Annotated in this window: 22 protein-coding genes and 3 tRNA genes; 17 read left to right on the top strand and 8 right to left on the bottom strand. The window is 69.5% G+C overall.

The window, feature by feature from the left end:
• Nucleotides 1-7 precede the first annotated feature (7 nt).
• The 3 genes from ABZU72_RS14790 to ABZU72_RS14780 all read right to left on the bottom strand — a co-directional run bounded on the left by ABZU72_RS14790 (nt 8) and on the right by ABZU72_RS14780 (nt 4,961).
• On the bottom strand, nt 8-1,309 hold the full coding sequence (locus tag ABZU72_RS14790) for a hypothetical protein (protein ID WP_355019596.1): 1,302 nt from the start codon (nt 1,307-1,309) through the stop codon (nt 8-10).
• Between the two features lie 33 nt (nt 1,310-1,342).
• Nucleotides 1,343-4,762: a hypothetical protein gene (locus ABZU72_RS14785; protein ID WP_355019595.1), complete on the bottom strand. Its 3,420-nt coding sequence runs from the start codon at nt 4,760-4,762 to the stop codon at nt 1,343-1,345.
• A 125-nt stretch (nt 4,763-4,887) separates the two neighbouring features.
• Nucleotides 4,888-4,961: transfer RNA gene (locus tag ABZU72_RS14780), tRNA-Phe, on the bottom strand.
• Nucleotides 4,962-5,076: 115 nt separating this feature from the next.
• Here ABZU72_RS14780 and ABZU72_RS14775 point away from each other — a divergent pair.
• From ABZU72_RS14775 to ABZU72_RS14750, 6 genes are all read left to right on the top strand, one after another.
• A tRNA-Glu gene (locus ABZU72_RS14775) sits at nt 5,077-5,149 on the top strand.
• 108 nt (nt 5,150-5,257) lie between these two features.
• Nucleotides 5,258-6,391, top strand: coding sequence for a DUF5931 domain-containing protein (locus ABZU72_RS14770; protein ID WP_355019594.1), 1,134 nt, complete (start codon nt 5,258-5,260; stop codon nt 6,389-6,391).
• Nucleotides 6,388-7,029 carry a response regulator transcription factor gene (locus ABZU72_RS14765; protein WP_355019593.1) on the top strand — a complete coding sequence of 214 codons (642 nt, stop codon included), beginning with the start codon at nt 6,388-6,390 and terminating at the stop codon, nt 7,027-7,029. The genes ABZU72_RS14770 and ABZU72_RS14765 overlap by 4 nt, the downstream gene beginning before the upstream one ends.
• A 34-nt stretch (nt 7,030-7,063) precedes the next feature.
• The gene (locus ABZU72_RS14760) at nt 7,064-8,890 is read left to right on the top strand and encodes a hypothetical protein (protein WP_355019592.1); all 1,827 of its coding nucleotides are present in this window, start codon (nt 7,064-7,066) and stop codon (nt 8,888-8,890) included.
• Between the two features lie 77 nt (nt 8,891-8,967).
• A tRNA-Asp gene (locus ABZU72_RS14755) sits at nt 8,968-9,041 on the top strand.
• Nucleotides 9,042-9,548: 507 nt separating this feature from the next.
• Nucleotides 9,549-10,283 (top strand): hypothetical protein, encoded by a 735-nt coding sequence (locus ABZU72_RS14750; protein WP_355019591.1) that lies wholly within the window; start codon nt 9,549-9,551, stop codon nt 10,281-10,283.
• A gap of 82 nt (nt 10,284-10,365) precedes the next feature.
• Here ABZU72_RS14750 and ABZU72_RS14745 read toward each other — a convergent pair whose 3' ends face one another.
• Nucleotides 10,366-11,412, bottom strand: coding sequence for a hypothetical protein (locus ABZU72_RS14745; protein WP_355019590.1), 1,047 nt, complete (start codon nt 11,410-11,412; stop codon nt 10,366-10,368).
• 283 nt (nt 11,413-11,695) lie between these two features.
• On the opposite strand from ABZU72_RS14745, the gene ABZU72_RS14740 reads away from it, so the two are divergent.
• Both ABZU72_RS14740 and ABZU72_RS14735 read left to right on the top strand, forming a co-directional pair.
• Nucleotides 11,696-12,043 carry a WhiB family transcriptional regulator gene (locus ABZU72_RS14740; RefSeq protein WP_355019589.1) on the top strand — a complete coding sequence of 116 codons (348 nt, stop codon included), beginning with the start codon at nt 11,696-11,698 and terminating at the stop codon, nt 12,041-12,043.
• A 16-nt stretch (nt 12,044-12,059) separates the two neighbouring features.
• Nucleotides 12,060-12,425 (top strand): metallopeptidase family protein, encoded by a 366-nt coding sequence (locus tag ABZU72_RS14735; protein ID WP_355019588.1) that lies wholly within the window; start codon nt 12,060-12,062, stop codon nt 12,423-12,425.
• Here the strand turns inward: ABZU72_RS14735 and crcB are convergent.
• Genes crcB through ABZU72_RS14720 form a run of 3 tightly spaced genes read right to left on the bottom strand, consistent with a single transcriptional unit; the run spans nt 12,422 to nt 14,238 of the window.
• Nucleotides 12,422-12,790, bottom strand: a complete 369-nt coding sequence (crcB, locus tag ABZU72_RS14730; RefSeq protein WP_355019587.1) for a fluoride efflux transporter CrcB — start codon at nt 12,788-12,790, stop codon at nt 12,422-12,424. The genes ABZU72_RS14735 and crcB overlap by 4 nt on opposite strands.
• The gene (locus ABZU72_RS14725) at nt 12,787-13,275 is read right to left on the bottom strand and encodes a CrcB family protein (protein ID WP_355019586.1); all 489 of its coding nucleotides are present in this window, start codon (nt 13,273-13,275) and stop codon (nt 12,787-12,789) included. Before ABZU72_RS14725 ends, crcB begins: the two co-directional genes overlap by 4 nt.
• 18 nt (nt 13,276-13,293) lie before the next feature.
• Nucleotides 13,294-14,238 (bottom strand): ATP-binding protein, encoded by a 945-nt coding sequence (locus ABZU72_RS14720; protein ID WP_355019585.1) that lies wholly within the window; start codon nt 14,236-14,238, stop codon nt 13,294-13,296.
• 312 nt (nt 14,239-14,550) lie between these two features.
• On the opposite strand from ABZU72_RS14720, the gene ABZU72_RS14715 reads away from it, so the two are divergent.
• From ABZU72_RS14715 to ABZU72_RS14690, 6 genes are all read left to right on the top strand, one after another.
• A complete protein-coding gene (locus tag ABZU72_RS14715; RefSeq protein ID WP_355019584.1) occupies nt 14,551-15,993 on the top strand; it encodes an NAD(P)/FAD-dependent oxidoreductase in 1,443 nt (480 codons plus the stop codon).
• Between the two features lie 147 nt (nt 15,994-16,140).
• Nucleotides 16,141-16,980 (top strand): alpha/beta fold hydrolase, encoded by an 840-nt coding sequence (locus tag ABZU72_RS14710; RefSeq protein WP_355019583.1) that lies wholly within the window; start codon nt 16,141-16,143, stop codon nt 16,978-16,980.
• The gene (locus ABZU72_RS14705) at nt 16,977-17,912 is read left to right on the top strand and encodes a metal-dependent hydrolase (RefSeq protein WP_355019582.1); all 936 of its coding nucleotides are present in this window, start codon (nt 16,977-16,979) and stop codon (nt 17,910-17,912) included. Before ABZU72_RS14710 ends, ABZU72_RS14705 begins: the two co-directional genes overlap by 4 nt.
• The gene (locus tag ABZU72_RS14700; RefSeq protein WP_355019581.1) at nt 17,909-18,985 is read left to right on the top strand and encodes a PDR/VanB family oxidoreductase; all 1,077 of its coding nucleotides are present in this window, start codon (nt 17,909-17,911) and stop codon (nt 18,983-18,985) included. Before ABZU72_RS14705 ends, ABZU72_RS14700 begins: the two co-directional genes overlap by 4 nt.
• 60 nt (nt 18,986-19,045) lie before the next feature.
• Nucleotides 19,046-19,579, top strand: coding sequence for a GNAT family N-acetyltransferase (locus ABZU72_RS14695; RefSeq protein ID WP_355019580.1), 534 nt, complete (start codon nt 19,046-19,048; stop codon nt 19,577-19,579).
• Complete coding sequence (locus ABZU72_RS14690; RefSeq protein ID WP_355019579.1) at nt 19,576-19,854, top strand: hypothetical protein; 279 nt, start codon at nt 19,576-19,578, stop codon at nt 19,852-19,854. The genes ABZU72_RS14695 and ABZU72_RS14690 overlap by 4 nt, the downstream gene beginning before the upstream one ends.
• A gap of 6 nt (nt 19,855-19,860) precedes the next feature.
• Here ABZU72_RS14690 and ABZU72_RS14685 read toward each other — a convergent pair whose 3' ends face one another.
• Entirely contained in the window at nt 19,861-20,631 is a 771-nt protein-coding gene (locus tag ABZU72_RS14685; RefSeq protein ID WP_355019578.1) for an IclR family transcriptional regulator, read from the bottom strand.
• 69 nt (nt 20,632-20,700) lie between these two features.
• On the opposite strand from ABZU72_RS14685, the gene ABZU72_RS14680 reads away from it, so the two are divergent.
• The 3 genes from ABZU72_RS14680 to dmpG are packed head-to-tail and all read left to right on the top strand — an operon-like array spanning nt 20,701 to nt 23,491.
• On the top strand, nt 20,701-21,504 hold the full coding sequence (locus ABZU72_RS14680; protein ID WP_355019577.1) for a fumarylacetoacetate hydrolase family protein: 804 nt from the start codon (nt 20,701-20,703) through the stop codon (nt 21,502-21,504).
• A 5-nt stretch (nt 21,505-21,509) separates the two neighbouring features.
• Complete coding sequence (locus ABZU72_RS14675; protein WP_355019576.1) at nt 21,510-22,469, top strand: acetaldehyde dehydrogenase (acetylating); 960 nt, start codon at nt 21,510-21,512, stop codon at nt 22,467-22,469.
• Nucleotides 22,466-23,491: a 4-hydroxy-2-oxovalerate aldolase gene (gene dmpG, locus ABZU72_RS14670; protein WP_355019575.1), complete on the top strand. Its 1,026-nt coding sequence runs from the start codon at nt 22,466-22,468 to the stop codon at nt 23,489-23,491. Before ABZU72_RS14675 ends, dmpG begins: the two co-directional genes overlap by 4 nt.
• Nucleotides 23,492-23,500 lie beyond the last annotated feature (9 nt).

The raw sequence follows: 23,500 nt of genomic DNA, 5'->3' as shown, positions 1-23,500 counted from the left end.
CATCCCCTCAGACTGATCGGCTGATCACTACTTCCCCGTGAGTGCCGTAGCCGGGTAGCCGGCCGCCGTGAGGCGTGCCGTCGAAGGCGACGTGCAACCACTCGTCCCCCACCGGGATCAGAGTGGGCCACGGAAGGTTCGTGACGTACGCCGATCGGAGCTCTGCGACCTCGTTGAGGTCCAGGTCGAAGATCGGGTAGCGAGCACGGACGCGACGCGGGTTGTCGCGTCCGTCGCTGGCGCCGACGACGACTGTGCCGCCCAGCGGGACAAGCGTGGTGCCCTCGGTGGCTGTCCGGTCGGTTCGCGCTGCCCGGAGGCTGAGCGCGTCCAGGCTTGGTCCGCTGGCGAGCACCGTATGGAAGTCGAAGTACTTCCTGGCGCTGACGTAGCCGACCAGCCACTGGTCGTCACGGCGTACGACATGGGGATCCCAGACGCCGACCGACATGAGCCCGTCCGTCGGCAGCGCGAGCGGGGTCGAGTCGAGGACGTGCTCGCCTCGGGTCAGGTCCGCGCGTGAGCGGGCGATCGTGACCCCGACCGGGCTCCACGGTTTGCTGGGGTCGGTCTTGTCCGGAGCCTTGAAACCACCCCACGTGCTCGTCGTGACCAGCCATTCGTCGCCGTCGCGCACGAGGTGGGTGGCGTGGTCGCCGTAGACGAGCCCGTCCCGGAGAAAGTAGAGCGCCCCGCGATGGACGAGGTCGTACGTCACCGGGTCGAGCGCCCACACCGACGTGTGCGCCGTGGGGAAGAAGCCCGGGCCGGCACTGGTGGCGGTGAGCAGCAAGGTGCCGTCGTCTTCGCGGAACGGCGAGCCGTCGGCGTACGTCACCACCCGGATGTCACGTAGGCCGAGCTGTCCGAAGGCGCCGCTGCGTACGTCCTCGGCGGAGCCCTCGTGGCCGGTGTTCAGGCCGGCGAGCCACGACTCGTCACGCGGCTCGATCCCGACCTCGGTGAGATCGACCCGTGCTCGGGCCACCCACACGCCGCCCTCATAGGTCAGCGCGGTCAGCATCGTGCCCGTCAGCGTCAGCGCGAACCGTCCGACCCCACGTCCGACCCGGCCGTGGCGCCGACTCGCGTGAGAGGTACGCCCTGACCCGGTCGCCACCGCCAGCGACACCCGCCGCCCGTTGTAGAACCCGGTGAGCACGTCCCCACCCGAGGTGAAGCTCAGCGAGACCGGGCCGTCACACGCCGCCTCGATCGCGGCGTTGGCCGCGGGCCGGGGGAAGGTGCTGGACTCGACCGCGATCGTGACGGGGCGCTGGCGACGTACGATCTTGAATTCGGGGAACATCGGCTCCAGTCTTCCGGGCGCGTGGGCACCGCCCTAACGCAGCCCCCGGACATATGCGGTGGCCCGGCGCAGGTCGTGGAGCCGCGCCTCCCAGGTGATGCCGAGGAAGAGCAGCAGGAGTCCGGCCGCTCCGAGCACCCACCACTGCTGCAGCGCCTGCGCCGACGGCATCTGCGCCAGGGCCAGGACAGAGGCGACCAGGGCGCCACCGACCAGAGGTGCTGCCCAGCGCAGCCAGGCGCCGCCGAGGATGAAGACCAGGCAGGCGATGCCGAGCACTGCGGTCCGCGTCGAGACCGGGTCCTGGAGGGCTGCCGGGACGGACGGGATGAGCGCGAGGAAGACGCCCGGCCCGAGCACCGGCAGCGAGGCGACGTCTCTGTCGAGGCGGAGCTTGACCACGCCGAAGACGACCAGCGCGATCGCGGGCGGCAGGGTGTAGTACTCCCAGGTCGTGACCGAGGTGTCGGCCAGCCGGATCCACAGCGCGATGGTGGCCAGGCTGGCACCGGCCCACCCCAGCCAGCGACGCTCGTGGTGGGCGATCGCGTGCGCGGAGACGGCGGCTCCGGCCAGGGTCAGCAGGATGCTCAACCAGGGCAGATCGACTCCGCGAGATCCGACCGCGGTCGGCCCGTCCGGGGTCAGGACGATCGTGGGTCCAAGGCTGACCGTGCCGACGACGATCGTGACGACCGCGGCGACTGCGGCGGTGATCTCGGCCGAGGGCAGCAGCCGGAAGATGGTGACGACGGTCAGGATGACGATGATCCCGGCCGCGGCGTACGGCTGGGGGATGTCGCTGAGGTTGGCGAACATCCAGCAGAACGCGGTCAGCGTGATGATCCAGTAGGGCGCGGTGACGGCCTTGGTCTGCAGCTCCTGGGTGAGCCGGTCGACGGCGACCGCCGCGGCGGTGAGCACCCCGGCCACGACCAGTGCCAGCAGTTCGTTGGTGAAGGCGGCGCCGAGCGATCCCAGACCGAGCAGACCGGCGACCGTGAGCCGTGGCCCGGACTGCTGCGGTTCGTGTCGCAGGATCGTCGCGATGCACATGACGCCGGCGATCAGCAGGAGGATCGCCAGCCAGTCGGTGTCGAGCGCCCCGGCCTCGAAGGCACCCAGGCCGATCGACACCGCGGCACCGGTGGCGGCCGCGGCCTCGATGGCGGGGCTGCGGCGTACGAGAACGATGACGCCCATCGCCACGACGACCACCACAGCGGTGTAGGGACGCTCGATGTCGGCCAGCCGGGCCGCCTGCCACACGGTGGCGGTCAGGGCGAGGATCCAGTAGGCGGTCGCGACCTCCCTGGTCGTGCCCGACTGGACGCGGTCGACGACGAGGCCCAGGGCGGTGAGGATGAGGGTCACGACCAGCGCGAGCACGTCGTTGGAGAGGACCGCTGCCGTGGCCGCGCCGAGCCCGACGGTGCCTGCCACGGCCAGCGCGGGAGGCTGGCGGTGGTGCAGGCCGATGGCCGCGGCGAGGATGGTCGCGATGGTCAGTAGGACCGCCGCCCAGGTCACGTCGACCGCGCCGATCCCGATCGAGATCGCGGCGCAGGCCACGGCCGCCCACCAACCCGATCCCCGGAAGCGGAAGAGCGTGATCAGCCCGAGGACCGTGACGATCACGCACGCGGCCCACTGCCGCTCCACGTCGATCAGCGGCGCGAGCGACCACAGACCGAGGGTGAGCGTCGCGACGGAATAGCTGGCGACGACCTCGCGGTCGGCGCCGAGCAGACCCTGACCCGCGTACGCAGCCACCGCCGCCAGCGCGAGCGCGACGACCACGGTGAGCAGGTCGCTGGGCAGCGCCGCGCCGAGGGCGACCAGCCCGAAGATGCCGGCGGCGAGGAGCCGTGGCCACCGCTCCGCCCACCAGGCCAGCGCGACGGCGACACCGAGCAGCAGCAGCGCCGGGAACAGCAGCGGGGCGCCGTAGCAGGCCGCCGTGATCGCGAATCCGGTGACGCCGCCGGAGAAGGTGATCCAGCCGACCGTGGGCCGGTAGGTGCGGAACGCGGGCGGGTTGGAGCGGTAGAACCAGGCGGTCCCGAGGGCGAGGATCGCGAGCATCGCCGGCAGCGTCAGCCAGCCCGGCAGCAACGACTCCGGACCGGTGACCGGGGAGAACGCGGACTCGGTCCAGGGCACGGCCGCGAGCCGGACGGCGGCCGAGACCGCCAGGATGAGGACGGCGATGCCCAGGCCCACGGCGTACGGCGTCAACGCGGCGGCTGCCCAGCGCCAGGGCCTGGGGAGCGCGACGAGCGCGCCGGCGGCGATCAGGGTGACCACCACGGCCACGACCGTGAGGGTGACCGCACCGTCATCGAGAGCGGGCTGGGTGAAGGTGTAGGCGGCGATCAGGAGAGACACCCCGACCATCGCGACCTTCGCGTCCTTGGGCAGCGGGAACAGCAGCGCCACGACCGTCAGCACCGCGGCGGCGCCGAGCAGCAGCGGCAGGGTGCCGCCCCGCAGCAGCTCGGAGCCGGTCAGGGCGGGATCGGCAAGGCCTCGGACGAGCAGCATCAACCAGAAAGCCGCCATCACGACCATCGAGCCGAGGGTCAGCGCCTGCAGGTCGGTCTTGCTCGCCACGATCACCACGAGGAGGGCGATGACCGCTGCGATCAGCGGGAACCAGATCAGGTCGGAGATGAGCTCGAGACCGATCAGGGCGGTGAGTACGCCGCCGGCGGCCGCCACCTGTGGCCCGATCACCGCGGTGAGCTTCTCGCTACGCGCGCCGATCAGGGACATCGCGGTGCCGGCCAGGAAGACGACCACGCCGACGATGACCAGGAAGCCCCGGTCCCAGTCGACTCCGTCGAGCCAACCGGCGTACTTCATGCCGGCTATGTCCAGGGCTAGCAGTCCCAGCGCGAGCGTCCAGACGCCTTCGGTGCCGGCACGCAGCTCGAGATGCATCAGCACCGCGCCACCGATCGTGAAGAGCGCGGTGAAGACGAGCAGCATCGTGGTGCGGCCGCCGACGCCCATCGTGGCCCAGGCGACCGCGAGGAAGATGACGCCAGCGACCAGCAGGAAGAGCACGCCGACGCCGACCAGGATCAGCGGCACCGTGATCGGTGCCCGCCGGGCGACCGGAGCACCGGGGAACGGCGCCGGTCCGGCCACGGCGGTCGCGGCCGGGTCCGCGAGCGGTGTGGCCTCGGGCTCGGGCTGGATCTGCGGCGGCGCCGCGGGCGGAGCGGAGACCGGCAGGGGAGCGGGCGGCGGGGTCCGGTGCGCGGCTCGGCTCGCCTCCTCCCGGATCGAGCGCAACCGCGTCATGAGTACGTCGGCCCGCAGCAGGGTGCCGTAGAGCTCTTGCGCGACGGCGTTCTCCAGCGGGAGCCCGCAGTGCGGGCAGGGGCTGGTGCCGGGCTCGAAGGCCTCCCGGCAGTCGGGGCAGCGACCAGGATCGGCGTACTTCACAGCCCACCATCCTTGCGTAGATCCGCCGATGCGCGTGCGGGAAACGCAGGGTGTGCGCTGAGACTTGATCCAGAATGACAACCGGCTTCGACCCATAACTGCAGGTCGAAGCCGGTTGTTGCTTGTGGGCAGGGGCGGGGTCGAACCGCCGACCTATCACTTTTCAGGCGATCGCTCGTACCAACTGAGCTACCTGCCCAAGCGAGGTGAAACATTACCGGAAGCTCCCGCGACGTTCCGAATCGGGACCCGACACCGGACGTACGGCCTCGCTTTGGCGGCCTCGGACGCAGACCTCTAGGATGTGCCCGCAGGCCCCCTTCGTCTAGCGGCCCAGGACCCCGCCCTTTCACGGCGGTAGCGCCGGTTCGAATCCGGTAGGGGGTACACAGTCTTTCCATGTCTCGAGTCTCACGGCGCGACGGCCCGGCCGGCATCCGCACGGATACTCATATCCGGGACGCACCGGGTCGCGCGGATGCAACACTTCCGACTGTGAGTGCGTGGACGTCGCCAGCGGCGATCGAGGTCGAGAGCCGGCTCTTCAGGGCGCTGGCGGTGTTGCGCGTGGTCGTGCTCATCAACGCGATCGCGCTGACCATCTACCGCGCCGCCAACTTCGACCCGCCCGCGGCCGCGCTGATCTGTGCGCTGGTCATGGTGGGGTGGACGGCCTTCGCCCTCTGGGCGTACGCAGCACCCGCCCGCCGCACGGCGGTGCTCGTCGGCGCAGACCTGGCGATCGCGCTCGGGCTCCTGCTCGTGACCCCGCTGGTGAAGGGGCCGGGGTTCCAGGCGAGCGTGCCGGGTTTCTGGGTGAGCGGCGCGCTGCTCGCGTGCGCGATCCACTACCGCTGGATCGGCGGGCTGCTGGCCGGGGTGGCGCTGGCGAGCGTCGACCTGGTGCTGCGGCAGGAGATCGACCAGTCGATCTACGGGAACGCGTTCCTGCTGGTCATCGGGGGCCCGGTGGTCGGCTACATGTGCGAGTCGGTGCAGCGGATGGCGCTGGAGCGGGACGAGGCGCAGCGCGCGGCCGCGCGGGCGGAGGAGCGAGCCCGGCTCGCCCGGGCCGTCCACGACGGGGTGCTCCAGGTCCTGGCCCTGGTCCAGCGCCGCGGCGGCGAGCTGGGTGGTGACGCGGCCGAGCTGGGCAGGCTGGCGGGGGAGCAGGAGCGGGAGCTGCGAGCGCTGATCCGCGGCGAACAGCCCGGCCGGGACCCGGCCGTCGGGATGGTCGACCTCGCCGCCGCTCTCGCCGAGCTCGAGACCGGCACCGTGACCGTCTCCGGTCCCGCGACCGCCGTCGAGATGCCCGCACGCCCGGCCGAGGAGATCGTCGCGGCGACCCGCGCGGCGCTCGACAACGTACGTCGCCACGTCGGCGAGGACGCCCGTGCCTGGGTGCTCCTGCAGGCCTTCCCCGACCATGTCGAGGTCTCGGTGCGTGACGACGGGCCGGGCATCGCGGCCGGCCGGGTCGTCGAGGCCGGGGCGCAGGGCAGGCTCGGCATCAGCGAGTCGATCCGTGGCCGGATCGAGGACCTCGGCGGCAAGGCAGAACTGATCACCGGAGCAACCGGGACCGAGTGGGAGCTCACGGTCCCTCGAACAGGAGTGCATGCATGAGCAGAGTGATGGTCGTCGACGACCACCCGATGTGGCGCGACGCGGTGGAGCGCGACCTGATCGGCGCGGGCTTCGAGGTAGTGGCCACCGCCAGCACCGGCCGTGAGGCGATCACCCGGTTCGCCGCGACCCGGCCGGAGGTGGTGGTGCTCGACCTGCACATCCCCGAGCCCGATGGTGTCCAGGTCACCACCGAGATCATTGCGCTGCACCCGATGGCGAAGGTCCTCATCCTGTCCGCCTCCGGCGAGCAGAACGACGTGCTCGCCGCGGTCAAGGCCGGCGCGACCGGCTACCTGGTCAAGTCCGCCTCCCGCGACGAGCTCCTGGAGGCCGTACGCCGCGTCGCGGCCGGTGATCCGGTCTTCACCCCCGGCCTCGCCGGCCTGGTCCTTGGCGAGTTCCAGCACAGCGCCGCCACCGAGGTGCGCGGTGACAAGCCCATGCTCACCGACCGCGAGACCGAGATCCTCAAGCTCGTCGCCAAGGGCTTGAGCTACCGCCAGATCGCCGACCGCCTCGTGCTCTCTCATCGCACGGTGCAGAACCACGTACAGAACACCCTGCGCAAGCTCCAGATGCACAACCGCGTCGAGCTCACCCGCTACGCCATCGAGCAGGGCCTGGACGCCGACTGACCCCCTCGTCCAAATAGGCGGAGCAGTACCCGGCATGGGAGAGAATCGAGAGGTGGTCTCGCTTCTCTACCTTCACGGCGTCGGCAACGGCGACCCCCGCGACGCCTGGCGCCGCGCGCTGGACAACGCGCTGCAGGATGCCGGCTACCCGGGGCTCGACGAGGTCGAGGTGATCGCTCCGAAATATCCCGACGTGCTCCGCACCGTTGACGGCGACAAGACCATCAAGATCCCGCCGGTCACTACGCCGAGGCTGAGTGCCGCCGACCAGCGGGACGTACGCCGCCGGGTGGAGCGCGCGACCGCCGAGCTCGAGTCGATCCTCGGCGAACCCGTGCCCGCCTCGCCGGTCGGCGTCACCGACTCGCTGGCGCCGATCGTGCTGCGCGTGCTCCGCCAGGCCCACAACTACGTGACCAAGCCCGGCATCCGGGCACGTACGCTGCGGATGGTCCTCGATGAGCTCCCCGAGGAGGGCGAGATCGTCATCGTCGGCCACAGTCTCGGCTCGATCATCGCGATCGACCTGCTGCGCCGGCTCCCGCCGAAGCTGACGGTCACCGGGCTGGTGACGATCGGCAGCCCGGCCGCCCACCCGAACCTCCACGAGGACTCCGACCGCCTCGAGATGAAGTTGCCGGTCGACCACGTCGGCTGGTGGGTCAACGTCTGGAGCAACGGCGACGCGGTGACCGGCTTGCGCGGCATCTGGCGCCACTTCCCGTGGGCGCTCGACCTCCAGGTCGGGCTCGGCCTCGACCACCGCACCACCACCTACCTCCGTTCCAAGCCGGTCGCCACCGCGATCGGGCGCGGCCTGTTCGGCTCCCTCACCAAGGAGCTCGCGATCGTCGAGGGCACCCCCGACGTCGCCCTGAACTCGCTCGAGGTCCGCCTGGCCCTGTGGCTCGCCTACGCCCAGTTCCTGCGCGACCACCTCAAGGGCGCCACCCAGGAGCGCTTCGGCGCCGCTCTGCGTGTCGTCCAGCACGAGGTGCTGGAGCGGTTGATCGAGAACTACCGGACCGACGGCGTACGCATCCCCCAACAGCTCCTCGACCTGCGCGTCTCACCGACAGGGCTGATTCCGGAGGGTCCCAGCGACCGAGACCTGCCCCGGCCGAAGCCGCTGACCCAGCTCTCCAAGGAGGAGGCCGTCCTCGCCCTGGTGGCGCTGGCGACCGCCAACCCGGTGCGGCCCTATGAGATCGACGTCCCCGACGACGTACGCCGCCAGGCATTCCACGACCTGACGGTCTGGATGGGGCTCGGGGGCGGGCTCGGCGAGAACCTGCACATCGCCATGCAGTCCGCCTCGAAGGCCGTCTACCCGGTCGACCAGTGGAAGCTGTGGGTCGGCATCGGGATCGGCGCCGCCGTGCTGGTCGCAGGTCCGATCGGGCTCGCGCTGGCCGCCCCCGCCGGGCTGGCCGGGGGAGCGGCGATCATCGGCGCCCTCTCCGCCTTCGGCCCCGGCGGGATGGTCGGCGGACTCGTCACCGCGGGTGCGATCACCACCACCGGCGCCGGCACGATCGCCGCCACCCTCGTCTCCAGCTCGTCCACCGCCGAGGACGTCGAGGTCACCGTCATCCAGCTCCTCACCGCCGCGATCCTGCGCTCCCGCGAAGGCCTCGAGCAGGACCTCGGCGTCTGGCTCGCGATGTCCGAGATCCAGCGTCAGACCGGGCGCGAGGTCGCCCGGCTCGCGGCCTACAGCGACGAGAAGGCCCCAGGTGTCGAGGCCCTCCGACGCAAGGCCCGTGCGGCCGAACGGGCCATGGCCTACATGGTCAAGAACCGGCTCGTCGAGGGCCTCACCGACGAGGAGCCGAAGGGCGAAGAGGCCTTCGAGGAGTAGGACCCCTCCCCGATTGTGAATCCCCCGCACCCATGGGCTATGTTTTTCCCGTTGCCGCACACAGCGGAAACAAACAAGGCCCTGTAGCGCAGTTGGTTAGCGCGCCGCCCTGTCACGGCGGAGGTCGCGAGTTCAAGTCTCGTCAGGGTCGCGGAACGAATCGAAGAGGACGTGTGTCGCAGAAATGCGACCACGTCCTCTTCGTTATTTCCATGGCGGCCTCCGGCCGCGGCGGGGGATATCCCCCGCACCCCCTTAGGTTCTTCGGGGGAGCGTTCGCTCTTGATGTGGCGGATCTCGTGGTGATCCTTCGTCTTGCGCTGGCTTGGCGCTGTGGCTGAAGGGTCTTGTTTCTTCGCGTGTGACTTGTGGGTCGGGTGTTGTTCCCGGAGCAGGGGACACGCCGGGGTGTGGCGAGCGCGGCGGGTGTCGAGCGTGGGAGGGTGGTCGTCCTGCTTCGGCAGGAGTCTCGGGCCGGAGATCCTCGATCTCACCCCCGGTTCGGGCCGTTCGTCCCTGTGGGATATAAGCCGATTTGGCGGTAACGTGCGGGCTGCTGTCCTCTCGTGAGAGGATTCTGCCGCTTGTGTCGACGTCGCAATTCGGCAGGGCACGGGGGAACGACTAAGACGTTCGGTATTCAGGAGGCAACACCACCATGTCGTCGTACTACCCGCATCGGCCGCCCCATGCGGCGAGTGCGGACGAGCTTGCGTCACGGATGCAGACGAACGGTGCCTACCGCACCCCGGCCGCCCCCGCGCAGCAGCAGCCCCCCGCCCTTGGTTGGGACCAGCGTCCGCAGCAGTCCCAGGCCCAGCCGCAGTACCAGGAGCCGGCGATCCAGCAGCCGGCCGTGATGGCGCAGACCACCGGCACGCACTGGCCGCAGTTCGTCAACAACAACCGCCTCATCGGCGCGCTCGTTGCCGGCTTCGGTGCCACCCAGCTCGCCACGATGTTCGGCTACTGGATCTACGGCCTCGGCATCATGGAGGGCCCGCTGGACTTCGCGTTCTTCAACGGCGTCATCCTGACCCCGAACGCCACCGCCAACGAGGCCGGCTTCGCCGTCTCGCAGTGGTTCGCCGGTATGGGCTTCCACTACTTCAACGGCATGGTCTTCGCGCTCGCCTACGCTCTGGTGATCTTCCCGTGGCTCGGCAAGACCCACACCACCTCGAGCAACCTCGCGCGCTCGCTCGGCATGGGTATGTTCCTCGCCACCGCTTCCTGCGGTTGGTGGATCCCGGCCCTGCACCCGGAGGATGTCATCGGCATCGACCCGGGCTTCTTCTCGATCAACCTCGGGTGGGGCACCGTCCTGGGTGTCTACCTGTGGCACCTCGTCTGGGCGGTCGCGCTCGGTCTGTTCTTCAACCCGCAGGACTGAACCCGCTTCACGCACGAGAGCCCCAGCCGATCGGCTGGGGCTCTCGTCGTAGGTAGAAGCAGATCTCGTACGCCGCGGCCGACTACTCAGGCCAGGCGTCGAAGACCTGGCCACCGTTGGTGGTCAGGTGGTTGTGCAGCTGCTCGCCGGCAGCGGCGTCGCGCAGCGTACGAAGTACGAGGCGGCGCCGGTCGGACGGGTTGGCCGTCGGCGGTCCCGGGGTCAGCGCCATGGTCTCGGTGACCCGGTCGGCCAGGAGCCGCAGGTGGCTGCGCTCGCCACCGGCGTAGATGACGTGGGTGTGCTCCAGCGGGGAGGCCCACAGGATGTTGCCCTCGACGACGATCAGGCGTGACTCGGTGGCCATCACCTTCATCTCGACGTCGGTCATGTTCTGGAGCATGTCGGCCCCGGCAAGGATCGACTCACCCTCGTGCAGGAAGGCGGGCAGCGCGTGGGCGAGGTTGGCCTCGATCAGCGCGGCCTCCTCGCGGGCACGCTGCTGGGCCCCCTGCTGGCCGACGTACGGGCCGTTGCCGACGGTGCGCTGTGCACCCGTGTTCGGCGCCTGGCCGTAGGAGCCGGTGTTGGTGCCGTACGGACCCTGGTTGGGGTAGTAGGAGCCGGTGTTCGGGTAGGAGCCCGGGTTCGGGTAGGAGCCCGGAGCCGGCGCGACTCCGTAGCTGTTCGGGGAGGGCTGACCGTAGGGGTTCCCGGTGCCGTATTCGCCACCCCAGCTGGCGTCGACGTTCACCTGCGCGCCGGCGGCTCGCGCGGCGTAGTCGAGGGTCGGGAAGAAGTCGTGGAAGGCGTCCTTGTCCCGGATCTTCATCGTCGTGGAGTAGGACGATCCGGGGACCAGCGCCTCGATGATGAAGTCGCCCAGGCTGGGGGGCGGCGGAACGCCGATGAAGGTGAGCACGGCCAGGTTGACGGAGAAGACGCGCTCGTGGAACTCGAACATCACCCGGCGGTCGGTCAGGAAGGCGTGACCCGACGCGTTTCCCTCGTGGGGGAACTTGACCGCGACCCGGGCCCACTGGACCTCACCAGGCTGCAGCAGGGACTTCACCAGAAGCCAGTCGCGGGTCTCCGACGCGATGGCTCGGCTGTTGGGATCATGCGCCATCCGTCGGTGGAAATCCTCCACCGGTCGGTGGCCCACGGTGATGGACGCCGAGGCCCTTTTCATTGAGCGCATGTTCGCAAACCCTAGCCCTTCCTCCCTCTAGTGTGGACAGTTTGTACCAGCAGGGTCGCGATGTTGTGGAATCCCCTGATGTAGATGACATCTCAACTCTGCGCGACCGGTCCAAGCACCTGCCTATTGACAGAAAACTGACAGGCCATCCGACCACCCTCTTCAGTGGGTATCCCTGACGACGGGGATCAGCGAGGGGATGGGGCTTGTGATGACTGGTTCGCCTGTGGCGGCGGCAAGAGAGACGACCGGCGTGCACTGGAGCGAGCTGCCGTGCGCGATCGAGGACGGCGATCTGTGGTTCGCCGCGACCAGCGTGGACGCGGACCGCGCCAAGGAGCTGTGTGGCACGTGTCCGCTGCAGCGCTCCTGCCTGCAGGGTGCGATCGCCCGGCAGGAGCCGCACGGGGTGTGGGGCGGCGAGGTCTTCTACGAGGGAATCGTCGTCGCTCGCAAGCGCACCCGCGGCCGCCCGCGCAACGGAGAGCTCCACCAGCGGGACCTGGAGCGCCAGGCTCGCGCAAATCTGCGGAAAAGTTCGTCGGTGGGAGCGGCGTAGCCTGTCACCCGGCAGAATGTCCTCTGTGGGGATTGAGATAAGCCCAGAGCGCTTCGACGAACTAGTGGAACAGGCGCTCGACGCCATTCCGGATGAGCTCGCCGCTCAGGTGCACAACCTCGTCGTGCTCGTCGAGGAGTGGCCGCCCGAGGGCGAGCCCCAAGACACCCTCGGTCTCTACGACGGCGTGGCGCTCACCGACCGCAATGACCTCTACGGCCTCACGCTGCCGGACCGGATCTTCATCTTCCGCCAGCCTCTCCAGCAGATGTGCATGGACGAGATCGACCTGGCCGCCGAGATCCGCATCACCGTCGTCCACGAGATCGCCCACCACTTCGGCATCGACGACGAGAAGCTCCACCAGCTCGGCTGGGCTTAGAGGTTCGATCCGATCAACCAGCCGAGGCTGACCGCGGCGGTCCCGACGGCGAGGGAGCCGAGGACGTTCAGCGCGGCCGACCGCCACTGGCCGTTCTCGGCCAGGCGGACGGTCTCGTAGGAGAAGGTCGAGAACGTCGTCAGGGCCCCGCAGAAGCCGGTGCCGGCCAGGGTGAGCACCCACCCGGGGAGTACGCCGCTCGCAGCTGCCCCGGCGAGCATGCCGAGCACGAGCGAGCCGATGGCGTTGACCGCCATCGTCCCCCACGGGAAGTCCGAGCGGGTCCACTCCCGGACGTACAGGTCGGTCAGGTAGCGCGCCGGCGCGCCGATCGCGCCGCCGAGCAGGACCAGGAGCGCGGTCACCGGTCCTCTCCTCGGCCCGGATCCGTGGCAGGGTCGGGATCGAGGTCGGGGTCGATGCCGTCGACCAGGACCTCTCGGCCGCTGTTCAGTACGACCACCCGGCCGAGGGTCAGCCCGAGCCAGGCGGCGCCGATCCCGGAGACCACCGAGGCGAGCAGGTAGAGCATCGCGAGAGCGGGCGCATGCCCGCCCAGGACGTACGTCTCGAGCTCGTAGGTCGAGAAGGTGGTGTAGCCACCGAGCACGCCGACCCCGAGGAAGGGGCGCAGGTAGCGGCCCCAGAACGGGACAGTGGACCACGGGCCCAGGATGAAGGCCATCAGCACGCCCAGCAACAGGCAGCCAGAGACGTTGGTCAGGAAGGTCGCCCACGGCCAGGAGTGGCCGCCGTGGGGGAGGGCGGTGGTCAGGCCCCAGCGAGCCAGTGAGCCGAGCGCTCCGCCGGCAGCGATGGGGGCGAGCAGGTCGCCATGCTCACGCAGCACGCGGACAGCGTACGGGTTCTAGCGGGCGTGACCGGTCATGTGGGCCGCGCTCCACCTGGTGGGGCGGCCGCCGGCGGCCTGGGTGAGGTATTCGCCGAGGAACCAGCGCTGGAAGGTGACCTGCTCGGGCGAGCGGGCCAGGACGAGCAGCCGCTCCTGGCGGCAGAACTCGTCGATGAGGTCGAGCATGTCGAGGAATCGGCGCATCGTCTCGGCCGCGGACCGCGGCATGCGTACGTGCAGGTCCGCCGTCTCCCGGTCGCGGCCCGAGCTCGACCCGATCACCCCGGAGAGCTGGCCGTGGCCGAGGCCGTCGAGGAGCTGGCGCTCCAGCGAGCCGAACAGGGCCGAGAGGCTCGCGGCGAGCGGGTAGTCGTTGGCGTGGGCGAGCGAAAGGAGGCGTACTTCGCGCCGCAGCTCCCGGAAGTGGTGCTGGAAGCCCCTGTAGAGGGCGAGAGGTACGCCGAGGATGCTGACCTCGACCGCCTCGGCGCCGAGGCGCTCGGGCTTCGGGGGAGCGCCGGGAGGTCCGGTGATCACGCCCTCGACGCCGTCACCCTCGTCGATCTCGGCCGCGGGGGTGAACCAGACGATCTTGCCGGACGCGTCGATGTCGGCGCCCCAGGCCTCCGAGACGCTGGCCACGATCGAGAGGCCGCGTCCGACCGTCAGCAGGACCTCGTCCTCGTCGTCGAGGGCGAGCGGGACCGGCAGCAGGGGCGGCTCGGTCGAGCCGTCACGGATCTCGACGCGGGGGTGGTCGACGGTGCCGCGCATCCGGATCGTGACCGGGGCGGTGCCGTGGAAGAGCGCGTTGGAGACGAGCTCGGAGACGCCGTACTCGGCGCAGTCCACGAGGTCGGTGCGCTCGATCTCCTCGCAGGCCGCTCGGACCCAGGCGCGGGCGTCCTGAACGGCGCGGGAACCGGTGCGGAGCAGGAGAGCTGGCCGGCTCAACGGCATGTTCTCCTCCTCCGATCTCGCGGGTCGGGATACACACGGTTCGTTGTGTGCTGTTCGTTGAAAGAATTTTCCGCACTTGAAGGTGTCTGATCCGGGCCATGGACCACTAGGGCCCAAGGTCCCGGTCGCCCTCACAGATTAAAGTCAAGGGGTTCTGACGGGGTAACGGACACGCGGTCGGAACGCATACTCGGCGGCCGTCCAGCGACTGTGACGAAGTAGTCGCGCCCGGGAATGAACAGATCCGCCGGGATGGTTCAGAATATGAGGTGGAACGTTCAAAAGATCTCGTTTGAGGTAGGGGATTAGTCAATGTCAGCGGACCAGGCAAAGCACCGGGTCGTCATCATCGGTTCCGGCTTCGGGGGTCTTTTCTCCGCGAAGGCGTTCAAGGGCCGCGACGACGTCGAGGTCACCTTGATCGCGAAGACGACCCATCACCTGTTCCAGCCGCTGCTCTACCAGGTGGCGACCGGGATCCTCTCGCAGGGCGAGATCGCCCCGCCGACCCGAGACATCCTGCACCGGCAGAAGAACGCCACGGTGCTGCTCGGCGAGGTGACCGAGATCGACACCGAGGCCAAGCAGGTCACGGCGCAGATCCTCAACCAGGAGATCAACGTCGAGTACGACTCGCTGATCGTCGCCGCCGGCGCCGGCCAGTCCTACTTCGGCAACGACCACTTCGCCGAGTTCGCCCCCGGCATGAAGTCGATCGACGACGCGCTCGAGCTGCGCGGGCGCATCTTCGGTGCCTTCGAGATCGCCGAGCTGACCGCCTCGCGCGGCGAGCCGATCGGCGACCTGCTCACCTTCGTCGTCGTGGGTGCCGGCCCGACCGGTGTGGAGATGGCCGGCCAGATCGCTGAGCTGTCCAACCGGGTGCTGAAGAACGACTTCACCCACATCTCCTCGGAGAAGGCGCGAGTCGTGCTCGTCGACGCGGCCCCGCAGGTGCTGCCGCCGTTCGGGGAGAAGCTCGGCGCCAAGGCGGAGCAGGCGCTGGAGAAGGCCGGTGTCGAGGTCGTCCTCGGTGCGATGGTCACTCACGTCGACGAGTTCGGCATCGAGATGAAGTTCAAGGACGGCAGGACCGAGCGGATCGGGTCGATCGCGAAGATCTGGGCCGCCGGCGTCCAGGCCTCTGAGCTGGGCAAGACGCTCTCGAAGCAGACCGGTGCCGAGCTCGACCGCGCCGGTCGGATCGCCGTCAACCCCGACCTGACCTTGCCGGATCACCCCGAGATCTTCGTGGTCGGCGACATGATCAGCCTCGACCACCTTCCCGGTGTCGCGCAGGTCGCGATCCAGGGCGGCAAGCACTCGGCCAAGACGATCAAGGCCCGTCTGAAGAACAAGCCCGAGCCCGGCAACTTCAAGTACTTCGACAAGGGCTCGATGGCCACCATCTCCCGCTTCAACGCGGTCCTGATGATGGGCAACTTCAGGCTGACCGGCATTCTCGCCTGGTTCGGCTGGCTGGTCGTCCACCTGGCCTACATGACCGGGTTCCGCAACCGGCTCACCGCGACGCTGCACTGGATGATGTCGTTCATCGGCAAGGACCGCTCCGAGCGCACCACCACCATGCAGCAGATCTTCGCCCGGGAGGCGCTCGAACGTGTCCCAGGCGGCATGGCCGCTCTCATCGACGACCCTGCCGAGGTCGCTCTGCAGGTCGAACGCCGCCGCAAGGAGCTCGAGGAGCAAGCCGCCGAGGAGTCGCGCCTGGCCGACTCCCACAGCGCCTCGTAGCCACTGCTTCCTGACCGACCCGCCGCAGACCGTGTCTGCGGCGGGTCGGTCCATTTCCGCCATCCAGGATCGGTGCTTGCTATTGTTCGCGGACACGGTGTCTCATTAAAGTGTTGGTGAGATGCCCGCGATCGGAGGAGGACGCGCGTGACTGAGGTGACCAAGAGCGTGGTCGAGACCACCGACGGGCTGACGCTCGCGGTCTACGAGCAGGGGCCGACCGATGCCGAGACCGTGGTGCTCGTCCACGGCTACCCCGACAACCACTCCGTCTGGGACGGGGTCGCCAAGGTGCTCGCCGAGCGATTCCACGTCGTCGCCTATGACGTACGCGGCACGGGGGAGTCGGGGGTTCCGGACTCGACCACCGGCTACCGCCTGGCGCAGCTCTCCGCGGACTTCAAGGCGGTCATCGACGCCGTCTCGCCCGACGCGCCGGTGCACGTCGCGGCGCACGACTGGGGCTCGATCCAGACCTGGGAGTCGGTGACCGACCCGGCCCTGGGCAGCCGGATCGCGACGTACGTCTCGATCTCGGGACCCGACCTCGGGATGGCGACCACGTGGCTGCGTGAGCGGTCGCACCCCAAGAGCTCGCTGCGGCAGCTGGCTCACTCCTGGTACGTCTTCGCCTTCCAGCTGCCGCTGCTGCCCGAGGCGATGGTGCGCTCGGGGCTGCTCGCCAAGTTCGTCGGTGGCGAGGAGCGGCCGACGAAGGACCAGGTCAACGGGGTCGAGCTCTACCGGGCCAACTTCCTCGGCAAGCTGCTCCGTCCGTCGGCGCGGTCGACGGACGTGCCGGTGCTGGTGATCGCCCCGCGTGACGACGCCTACGTGACCGTGCCGCTGCAGACCGAGGCACCCCGGGCGTACGCGACGTCCCTGGTCACCCAGGTCGTCGAGGGCGGCCACTGGGTGGTGGCCGCGGATCCGGAGCTGGTCGCGGGCGAGATCGCGGCCTTCATCGAGAAGGAGGGTGTGCGATGAGTAAAGAGACGAAGGAGAGCAAGCGCGGGCACGAGCCGGCCAAGGTGGCCCTCCATCCTCGGAACGTGAAGTTCGACTGGAGCAAGCTGCCGCTGGTGTGGATCCCGGGCGAGGTCTTCGCCTCCCACTACGTCAACGTGCTGCATCTGCTGCTGCCCGAGGGCGAGCGCTGGTTCGTCAAGGTGTTCTCCGAGATCCTGCCGTTGATCGAGGACGACCAGCTGCGCGAGGACGTGATCGGCTTCATCGGCCAGGAGGGCGTGCATGCCGCCGCCCACCAGGAGGTGCAGGACTACTTCACCGACAACGGTCTCGACGTACGTCCGTTCGCGGCCGAGATCGAGGCGCTGTTCCGCAAGATCCTGGGTGACCGCGACCTGACCGGCCGGGCCAAGGAGGAGTGGCTGATCGAGCGCGCCGCGATCATCGCGGGCCTCGAACACCTCACCGCCGTGCTCGGCAACTGGGTCCTCAACTCGCCCGCGCTCGACGCGGCCGGCGCCGACGAGACGATGCTCGACCTGCTGCGCTGGCACGGTGCCGAGGAGGTCGAGCACCGCAACGTCGCCTACGACGTCTTCCAGCATGTCGACGGGCGCTACCTCCGCCGGGTCCGCTCGTACCTGCTCGGCGGCACCGCCCTGCTAGTCCTGTGGTGGCGCGGCGCCGGCTACCTGATGAAGAACGACCCCACCGAGCCTGATCCGGCGAAGCGGCCGAGGGCAGGACTGTTCCAGCTGATCGACGCCGAGCGTCGTGGGCTGGTGCCGGGCGTCGTACGCATCGGGTGGGCGACCTGGAAGTTCTTCCTGCCCGACTACGACCCGTCCAAGGAGGGGTCGACCGCCCAGGCGGTGAGCTACCTGGCCAAGTCTCCGGCGGCGCTGCGCGCCGACGCCATCGCGGAGACGCACAACGTGGAGGGTAAGTGAGCAAGCCGGCGCACTACGCCGTCCCGGACATCCCCGAATCGCGGCTCTACCGGGGCTTCGAGGCGATCGTCGGGAGCTACTGGACCAAGGCCGCCTACCGATCCTGGCGGCGTCGCAAGCCGCTCGGCAGGATCGACCGCGACTTGTACGTACGCGTCAGCCGGATCGACGAGGAGGGCCTCGACGTCAAGGCGATCTGGTTCGAGCGTGAGGACGGCAGCGAGCTGCCGGCCTGGGACCCGGGGGCGCACGTCGACGTGGTGCTGCCCAGCGGCCGGCTGCGGCAGTACTCGCTCAACTCCGACCCCGACGACCTCTCCGCCTACCGGATCAGCGTGCGGCGGATCGAGCCGTCGGCCGGTGGGGGTCTCGGGTCCGTGGAGGCTCACCACCTCTCCGTCGGTGACCGGCTCGTGCTGAAGGGGCCGCGCAACGCCTTCCCGTTCGTCGACTCTCCCGCCGGCTATCTCTTCGTCGCCGGTGGCATCGGGATCACTCCGATCCTGCCGATGCTGCGCGACGTGGTGCGCCGGGGTGTGCCGTACGAGTTCGTCTACACGGGCCGCTCCCGCGAGACGATGCCGTTCCTCGCGGAGATCCGGGAGATCGTCGGCGACCACGAGATCCAGCTGTGGCCCGACGACGAGAGGGGCGTCCCCGATGCGGTCAAGATCATCTCGCTGGCACCGGAGGGCGCTGCGCTCTACTGCTGCGGGCCGATGCCGATGATCGACGCGATCCGCGCGCAGATCCCCGATCCGCAGATCGACACGCTGCACTACGAGCGGTTCTCCCCACCGCCGGTGCTCGGCGGCCGCCCGTTCCGGGTACGCCTCGAGGACTCCGACGTCGAGGTGGAGGTGGGCGCCGAGGAGTCGGCGCTGACCGCCGTCCGCCGGGTGCGACCGGCCCAGGCGTACTCCTGTCAGCAGGGGTTCTGCGGCACCTGCCGGGTGCGGGTGCTGGAGGGCGAGGTCGAGCACCGCGACCATGCGCTGGCCGACTACGAGCGCGAGGGCCACATGATCCTGTGCGTCTCGCGTGCAAAGGGGACCGTGGTGATCGACGGCTGACACCCGTCGTTCCGCGATAACGGTTTGTTCCGGCGGGCCGTGTGCTGGTCTGCTTGCGGCATGACAGCACTTGCCCTTCCCACGCTCGATCTCTACGACTCCTGGGCGGCGTCCGTCGCCGAATTCGGCGGGGCTCATGTCGACGGCGCCGCCATCGCCGACGAGGAGGCCGCCGACGTGAGCCGCGAGGCGTGCGAGCGGCTGGTGGCGAAGACCGCGCGGGACCGGAACCTCACGATCCCGCCGCCCGCCGGGCGGGTGCACGCCTCGTCCTTCTGGATCACCGACGACGGCCAGGTCGTCGGGTTCATCCAGCTCCGGCACGAGCTCAACGAGTTCCTGGAGAACGTCGGCGGGCACATCGGCTACTCGGTGCGGTCCTCGTCACGTCGCCAGGGGCATGCCCGGCGAGCGCTGGGTCTGGTCCTCGACGAGGCCCGGGCGCTGGGCCTCGAGCGCGTCCTGATCACCTGCGACGAGGACAACGGTGCCTCGGCGCGCACCATCGAGTCCCAGGGCGGCGAGCTCCAGGACGTCATCGACGCGGCTGCGTACGGCTACGGCCTCACCCGGCGCTATTGGGTCAAGCTGTGAGGGAAGAAGGTGTCGCCACCGAGGGGGAGGTGGAGTGGGCGCTGGCGGGCGATCCCGCCGCGCCTGCCGAGCTGGTCGAGGAGGTGCTGACGGCGCTGCGCACCACCGGACGTACGCCCGAGGTGGGTGTCGAGGTGCTGCGGGCTACTGCCTTCCGGCTCGTCTCCGAGGACAGGCTCGACGAGGTCGGCCGCGGCTGGCTGGAGCTCCTCGACGCCGTTCGAGCGCATCCGGATGCGAGGTTGGCCGACCTGCCGCCGGCACGCACGGACTGACCCGCGTCAGCTGGACAGGGAGCGGCGGCGACTCGCCAGGCTGGAGAGGCCCTGGGCCGCGGCCCGGACGATGGTCACGTGGGCCTCGGGGCGGAAGCGGCCCACCGGGCCGGTGACGCTGATCGCGGCGAGGGCCTTGTCGCCGCCCTCGGCGAGGACCGGGGCCGCGATGCACTGCAGGCCTGCGGCCGACTCCTCGCGCTCGAAGGCGACGCCGTTCTCGAGCACGGCGGCGAGCTGTCGCTCCAGCAGGCCGGGCGCCACGATCGTGTGAGGCGTACGCCGTTCGAGGGGACCGCTGAGGATCTCCTGCTGCGCCTCGGGGTCGGCGTAGGCGAGCAGGACCTTGCCGATCGCGGTGCAGTGGACCGGCATCCGGCCGCCCGGCCGGGAGGGTGACTTCGCCTGGCGGTGGCCGCCGATCTTGGCGACGTAGACGACGTCGTGGCCCTCGCGTACGCCCAGGTGGACGGTCTCGTGGGTGCGCTCGTAGAGGTCCTGGAGGAACGGCATCGCCAGCTCCAGGAGCGAGCGTTCGACCGAGGCCCGCATGCCGAGCTCGAAGAGGCCGCCGGAGAGGCGGTAGCCGAGGTTGGTGCGGTCCAGGAGGCGGTTGGTGACCAGGTCACCGGCGACGCGGTGGGCGGTCGCCTTGGGGAGTCCGGTGCGGCGTACGAGCTCGGCCAGCGAGAGCACCTGATCGTCGACCGTGAAGGCCCGCAGGATGGTCACCGCCTTGCCGAGCACGGTGTCGAGATCGGCAGGCTGGTGCGGCATGAGATCACCGTACCGGTCAGCGGGACGACTACCCCGCTTCTTTCGCCCAACTGCTGAGACCGTGGGGACATGAACGACGTGACCTCCCCGTCCGATGCTGCCGTCGATGCCGCGGCAGATCGGCTGCAGACCGCCTCGGCCACGGGCATCCCCGTGCCGCCGATGCGGGACCTGCTGGACGCGACCGACCTGAAGACGGCGTACGCGATCCAGGAGCGCCTCACCGCCGCCCGGCTCGCGGGCGGGGCGAAGATCGTGGGCCGCAAGATCGGGCTCACCTCGAAGGCGGTGCAGGAGCAGATCGGCGTGGACACCCCCGACTTCGGCGTGCTCTTCGACGACATGGCGTACGCGGACGGGGGAGTGCTCCCCGCCGACGCGATCCTGCAGCCGCGCGCCGAGGCCGAGATCGCCTTCGTGCTCGCCGCCGACCTGGCCGACGGTGACCTCTCCTACGACCAGGTCCATGAGGCCATCGACTACGCCGTCGCCGCGATCGAGATCTGCGGCAGCCGGATCGCCGACTGGAAGATCGCCTTCGGCGACACCGTCGCGGACAACGCCTCCGCGGGTGCCTACGTACTCGGGACCGAGCGCCGGCGGCTGGACGAGTTCGAGCCTCGCGAGGTCACCATGTCGATGTCGATCGACGACGAGGAGGTCTCGACCGGGACCGGGGCGGCGTGCCTGGGCGACCCGGTCAACGCCGTCCAGTGGCTGGCTCGCTATGCGCGTGACTTCGGTGAGCCGCTGCGTGCGGGCCAGCTCATCCTCTCCGGCGCGCTCGGCCCGATGCGGCCGATCACCCCGGGCAACACCGTTCGTTCCACCGTGTCGGGCCTCGGCTCGGTGGCCTTCAGCGTAGGGAAGTGACCTCCATGAGCAAGAGCAAAGTGGCGATCATCGGGTCGGGCAACATCGGCACCGACCTGATGATCAAGGTGATGCGTACCTCACAGCACCTGGAGATGGGTGCGATGGTCGGGATCGACCCCGACTCCGACGGTCTGGCTCGGGCGCGGAAGTTCGGGTTCGCGGCCACCCACGAGGGTGTCGACGGGCTGATCAACCTGCCCGAGTTCGATGACATCGAGATCGTCTTCGATGCGACCTCGGCCAAGGCGCACGTCGCCAACGCGGCAGCTCTGGAGCCCTACGGGAAGCGGCTGATCGACCTCACCCCCGCGGCGATCGGGCCGTACGTCATCCCGGCCGTCAACATCGACGAGCACATCGACGCCCCGAACGTGAACATGGTGACCTGCGGCGGGCAGGCGACGATCCCGATCGTGGCCGCGGTCGCGCGGGTGGTGCCGGTCGCCTACGGCGAGATCGTCGCCTCGATCTCCTCGCGCTCGGCCGGTCCCGGCACGCGGGCCAACATCGACGAGTTCACCGAGACCACCTCGGGCGCGATCGTGCAGGTCGGCGGTGCCAAGCGCGGCAAGGCGATCATCATCCTGAACCCGGCCGAGCCGCCGCTGATCATGCGCGACACCGTGTATGCGCTGGTCGAGGGCGGGTCGCGCTCCCTGGAGGAGCTGACTGCGGAGATCACCGAGTCGGTCGAGAAGATGGTCGGTGACGTCGCTGCGTACGTCCCCGGCTACCGGCTCAAGCAGAAGGTGCAGGTGCAGGAGATCCCCTCGGATCAGCCGGTGGAGACGCTGCTGGCCGAGGGTGAGACGACCCGGCCCACCCATCAGGTGTCGGTGTTCCTCGAGGTCGAGGGCGCCGCGCACTACCTCCCGGCCTACGCCGGGAATCTCGACATCATGACCTCGGCCGCGCTGCAGATGGCTGATCGGATCGCTTCGTCCAAGGAGGCCGCGCGATGAGCACGCCCATCTACGTTCAAGAGGTCTCGCTGCGCGACGGCATGCATGCCGTACGCCACCGGATCACGCCCGAGGACGTCAAGCGGATCGTCGTCGCCGCTGACGAGGCCGGCGTCGATGCCATCGAGGTGGCCCACGGCGACGGCCTGACCGGCGGCTCGGTCAACTACGGCCCCGGCTCCAACAGTGACTGGGAGTGGATCGAGGCCGCCGCCTCGGTCATCAAGAACGCCCGCCTGACGACCCTGCTGCTTCCCGGTGTGGGCACGATCCACGACCTGAAACGTGCCTATGACCTGGGTGTCCGCTCGGTCCGGGTCGCGACCCACTGCACCGAGGCCGACGTGTCGGCCCAGCACATCGCCGCCGCGCGCGAGATGGGAATGGACGTCTCCGGGTTTCTGATGCTCAACCACATGGCGCCGACCGAGGTGGTCGCCCAGCAGGCGAAACTGATGGAGTCCTACGGCGCCCACTGCGTCTACATCACCGACTCCGGCGGCCGGCTCACCATGAACGACGTACGTGACCGCGCCCGCGCCTATCGCGATGTGCTCAACGACGAGACCGAGATCGGCATCCACGCCCACGAGAACCTGTCGCTGTCGGTGGCCAACTCGGTCGTCGCGGTCGAGAACGGCGTCTATCGCGTCGACGCTTCCCTCGCCGGTCACGGCGCCGGCGCCGGCAACTGCCCGATCGAGGCGTTCATCGCGGTCGCCAACTTGTCGGACTTCAAGCACAACTGCGACCTGTTCAAGCTACAGGACGCCGCCGACGACATCGTCCGTCCGCTCCAGGACCGCCCCGTACGCGTCGACCGCGAGACCCTCACCATGGGCTACGCCGGCGTCTACTCCTCCTTCCTCCGCCACGCCGAGAACGCCTCCGCCCGCTACGGCGTCGACACCCGCGACATCCTCATGGAGTGCGGCCGCCGGGGTCTGGTGGGCGGCCAGGAGGACATGATCGTCGACATCTGCCTCACGAAGCTCGAAGAGCGGGAGGCTGCCGGCGCCTGATCAGCCTCT

The organism is Nocardioides sp. NPDC004968 (assembly GCF_040608935.1).
Taxonomy (GTDB): domain Bacteria; phylum Actinomycetota; class Actinomycetes; order Propionibacteriales; family Nocardioidaceae; genus Nocardioides.
The sequence above is the reverse complement of the archived record's forward strand: the minus strand, read 5'-3'. Positions and strand labels throughout refer to the sequence as shown.

Excerpts from the sequence above, each read along its gene's own strand:
- ABZU72_RS14790 (WP_355019596.1), bottom strand. The coding sequence starts at position 1,309 with ATGTTCCCCGAATTCAAGATCGTACGTCGCCAGCGCCCCGTCACGATC.
- ABZU72_RS14765 (WP_355019593.1), top strand. The coding sequence starts at position 6,388 with ATGAGCAGAGTGATGGTCGTCGACGACCACCCGATGTGGCGCGACGCG.
- ABZU72_RS14760 (WP_355019592.1), top strand. The coding sequence starts at position 7,064 with ATGGGAGAGAATCGAGAGGTGGTCTCGCTTCTCTACCTTCACGGCGTC.
- ABZU72_RS14750 (WP_355019591.1), top strand. The coding sequence starts at position 9,549 with ATGTCGTCGTACTACCCGCATCGGCCGCCCCATGCGGCGAGTGCGGAC.
- ABZU72_RS14745 (WP_355019590.1), bottom strand. The coding sequence starts at position 11,412 with ATGGCGCATGATCCCAACAGCCGAGCCATCGCGTCGGAGACCCGCGAC.
- ABZU72_RS14740 (WP_355019589.1), top strand. The coding sequence starts at position 11,696 with ATGACTGGTTCGCCTGTGGCGGCGGCAAGAGAGACGACCGGCGTGCAC.
- ABZU72_RS14735 (WP_355019588.1), top strand. The coding sequence starts at position 12,060 with ATGTCCTCTGTGGGGATTGAGATAAGCCCAGAGCGCTTCGACGAACTA.
- ABZU72_RS14720 (WP_355019585.1), bottom strand. The coding sequence starts at position 14,238 with ATGCCGTTGAGCCGGCCAGCTCTCCTGCTCCGCACCGGTTCCCGCGCC.
- ABZU72_RS14715 (WP_355019584.1), top strand. The coding sequence starts at position 14,551 with ATGTCAGCGGACCAGGCAAAGCACCGGGTCGTCATCATCGGTTCCGGC.
- ABZU72_RS14705 (WP_355019582.1), top strand. The coding sequence starts at position 16,977 with ATGAGTAAAGAGACGAAGGAGAGCAAGCGCGGGCACGAGCCGGCCAAG.
- ABZU72_RS14695 (WP_355019580.1), top strand. The coding sequence starts at position 19,046 with ATGACAGCACTTGCCCTTCCCACGCTCGATCTCTACGACTCCTGGGCG.
- ABZU72_RS14685 (WP_355019578.1), bottom strand. The coding sequence starts at position 20,631 with ATGCCGCACCAGCCTGCCGATCTCGACACCGTGCTCGGCAAGGCGGTG.
- ABZU72_RS14680 (WP_355019577.1), top strand. The coding sequence starts at position 20,701 with ATGAACGACGTGACCTCCCCGTCCGATGCTGCCGTCGATGCCGCGGCA.
- ABZU72_RS14675 (WP_355019576.1), top strand. The coding sequence starts at position 21,510 with ATGAGCAAGAGCAAAGTGGCGATCATCGGGTCGGGCAACATCGGCACC.
- dmpG (WP_355019575.1), top strand. The coding sequence starts at position 22,466 with ATGAGCACGCCCATCTACGTTCAAGAGGTCTCGCTGCGCGACGGCATG.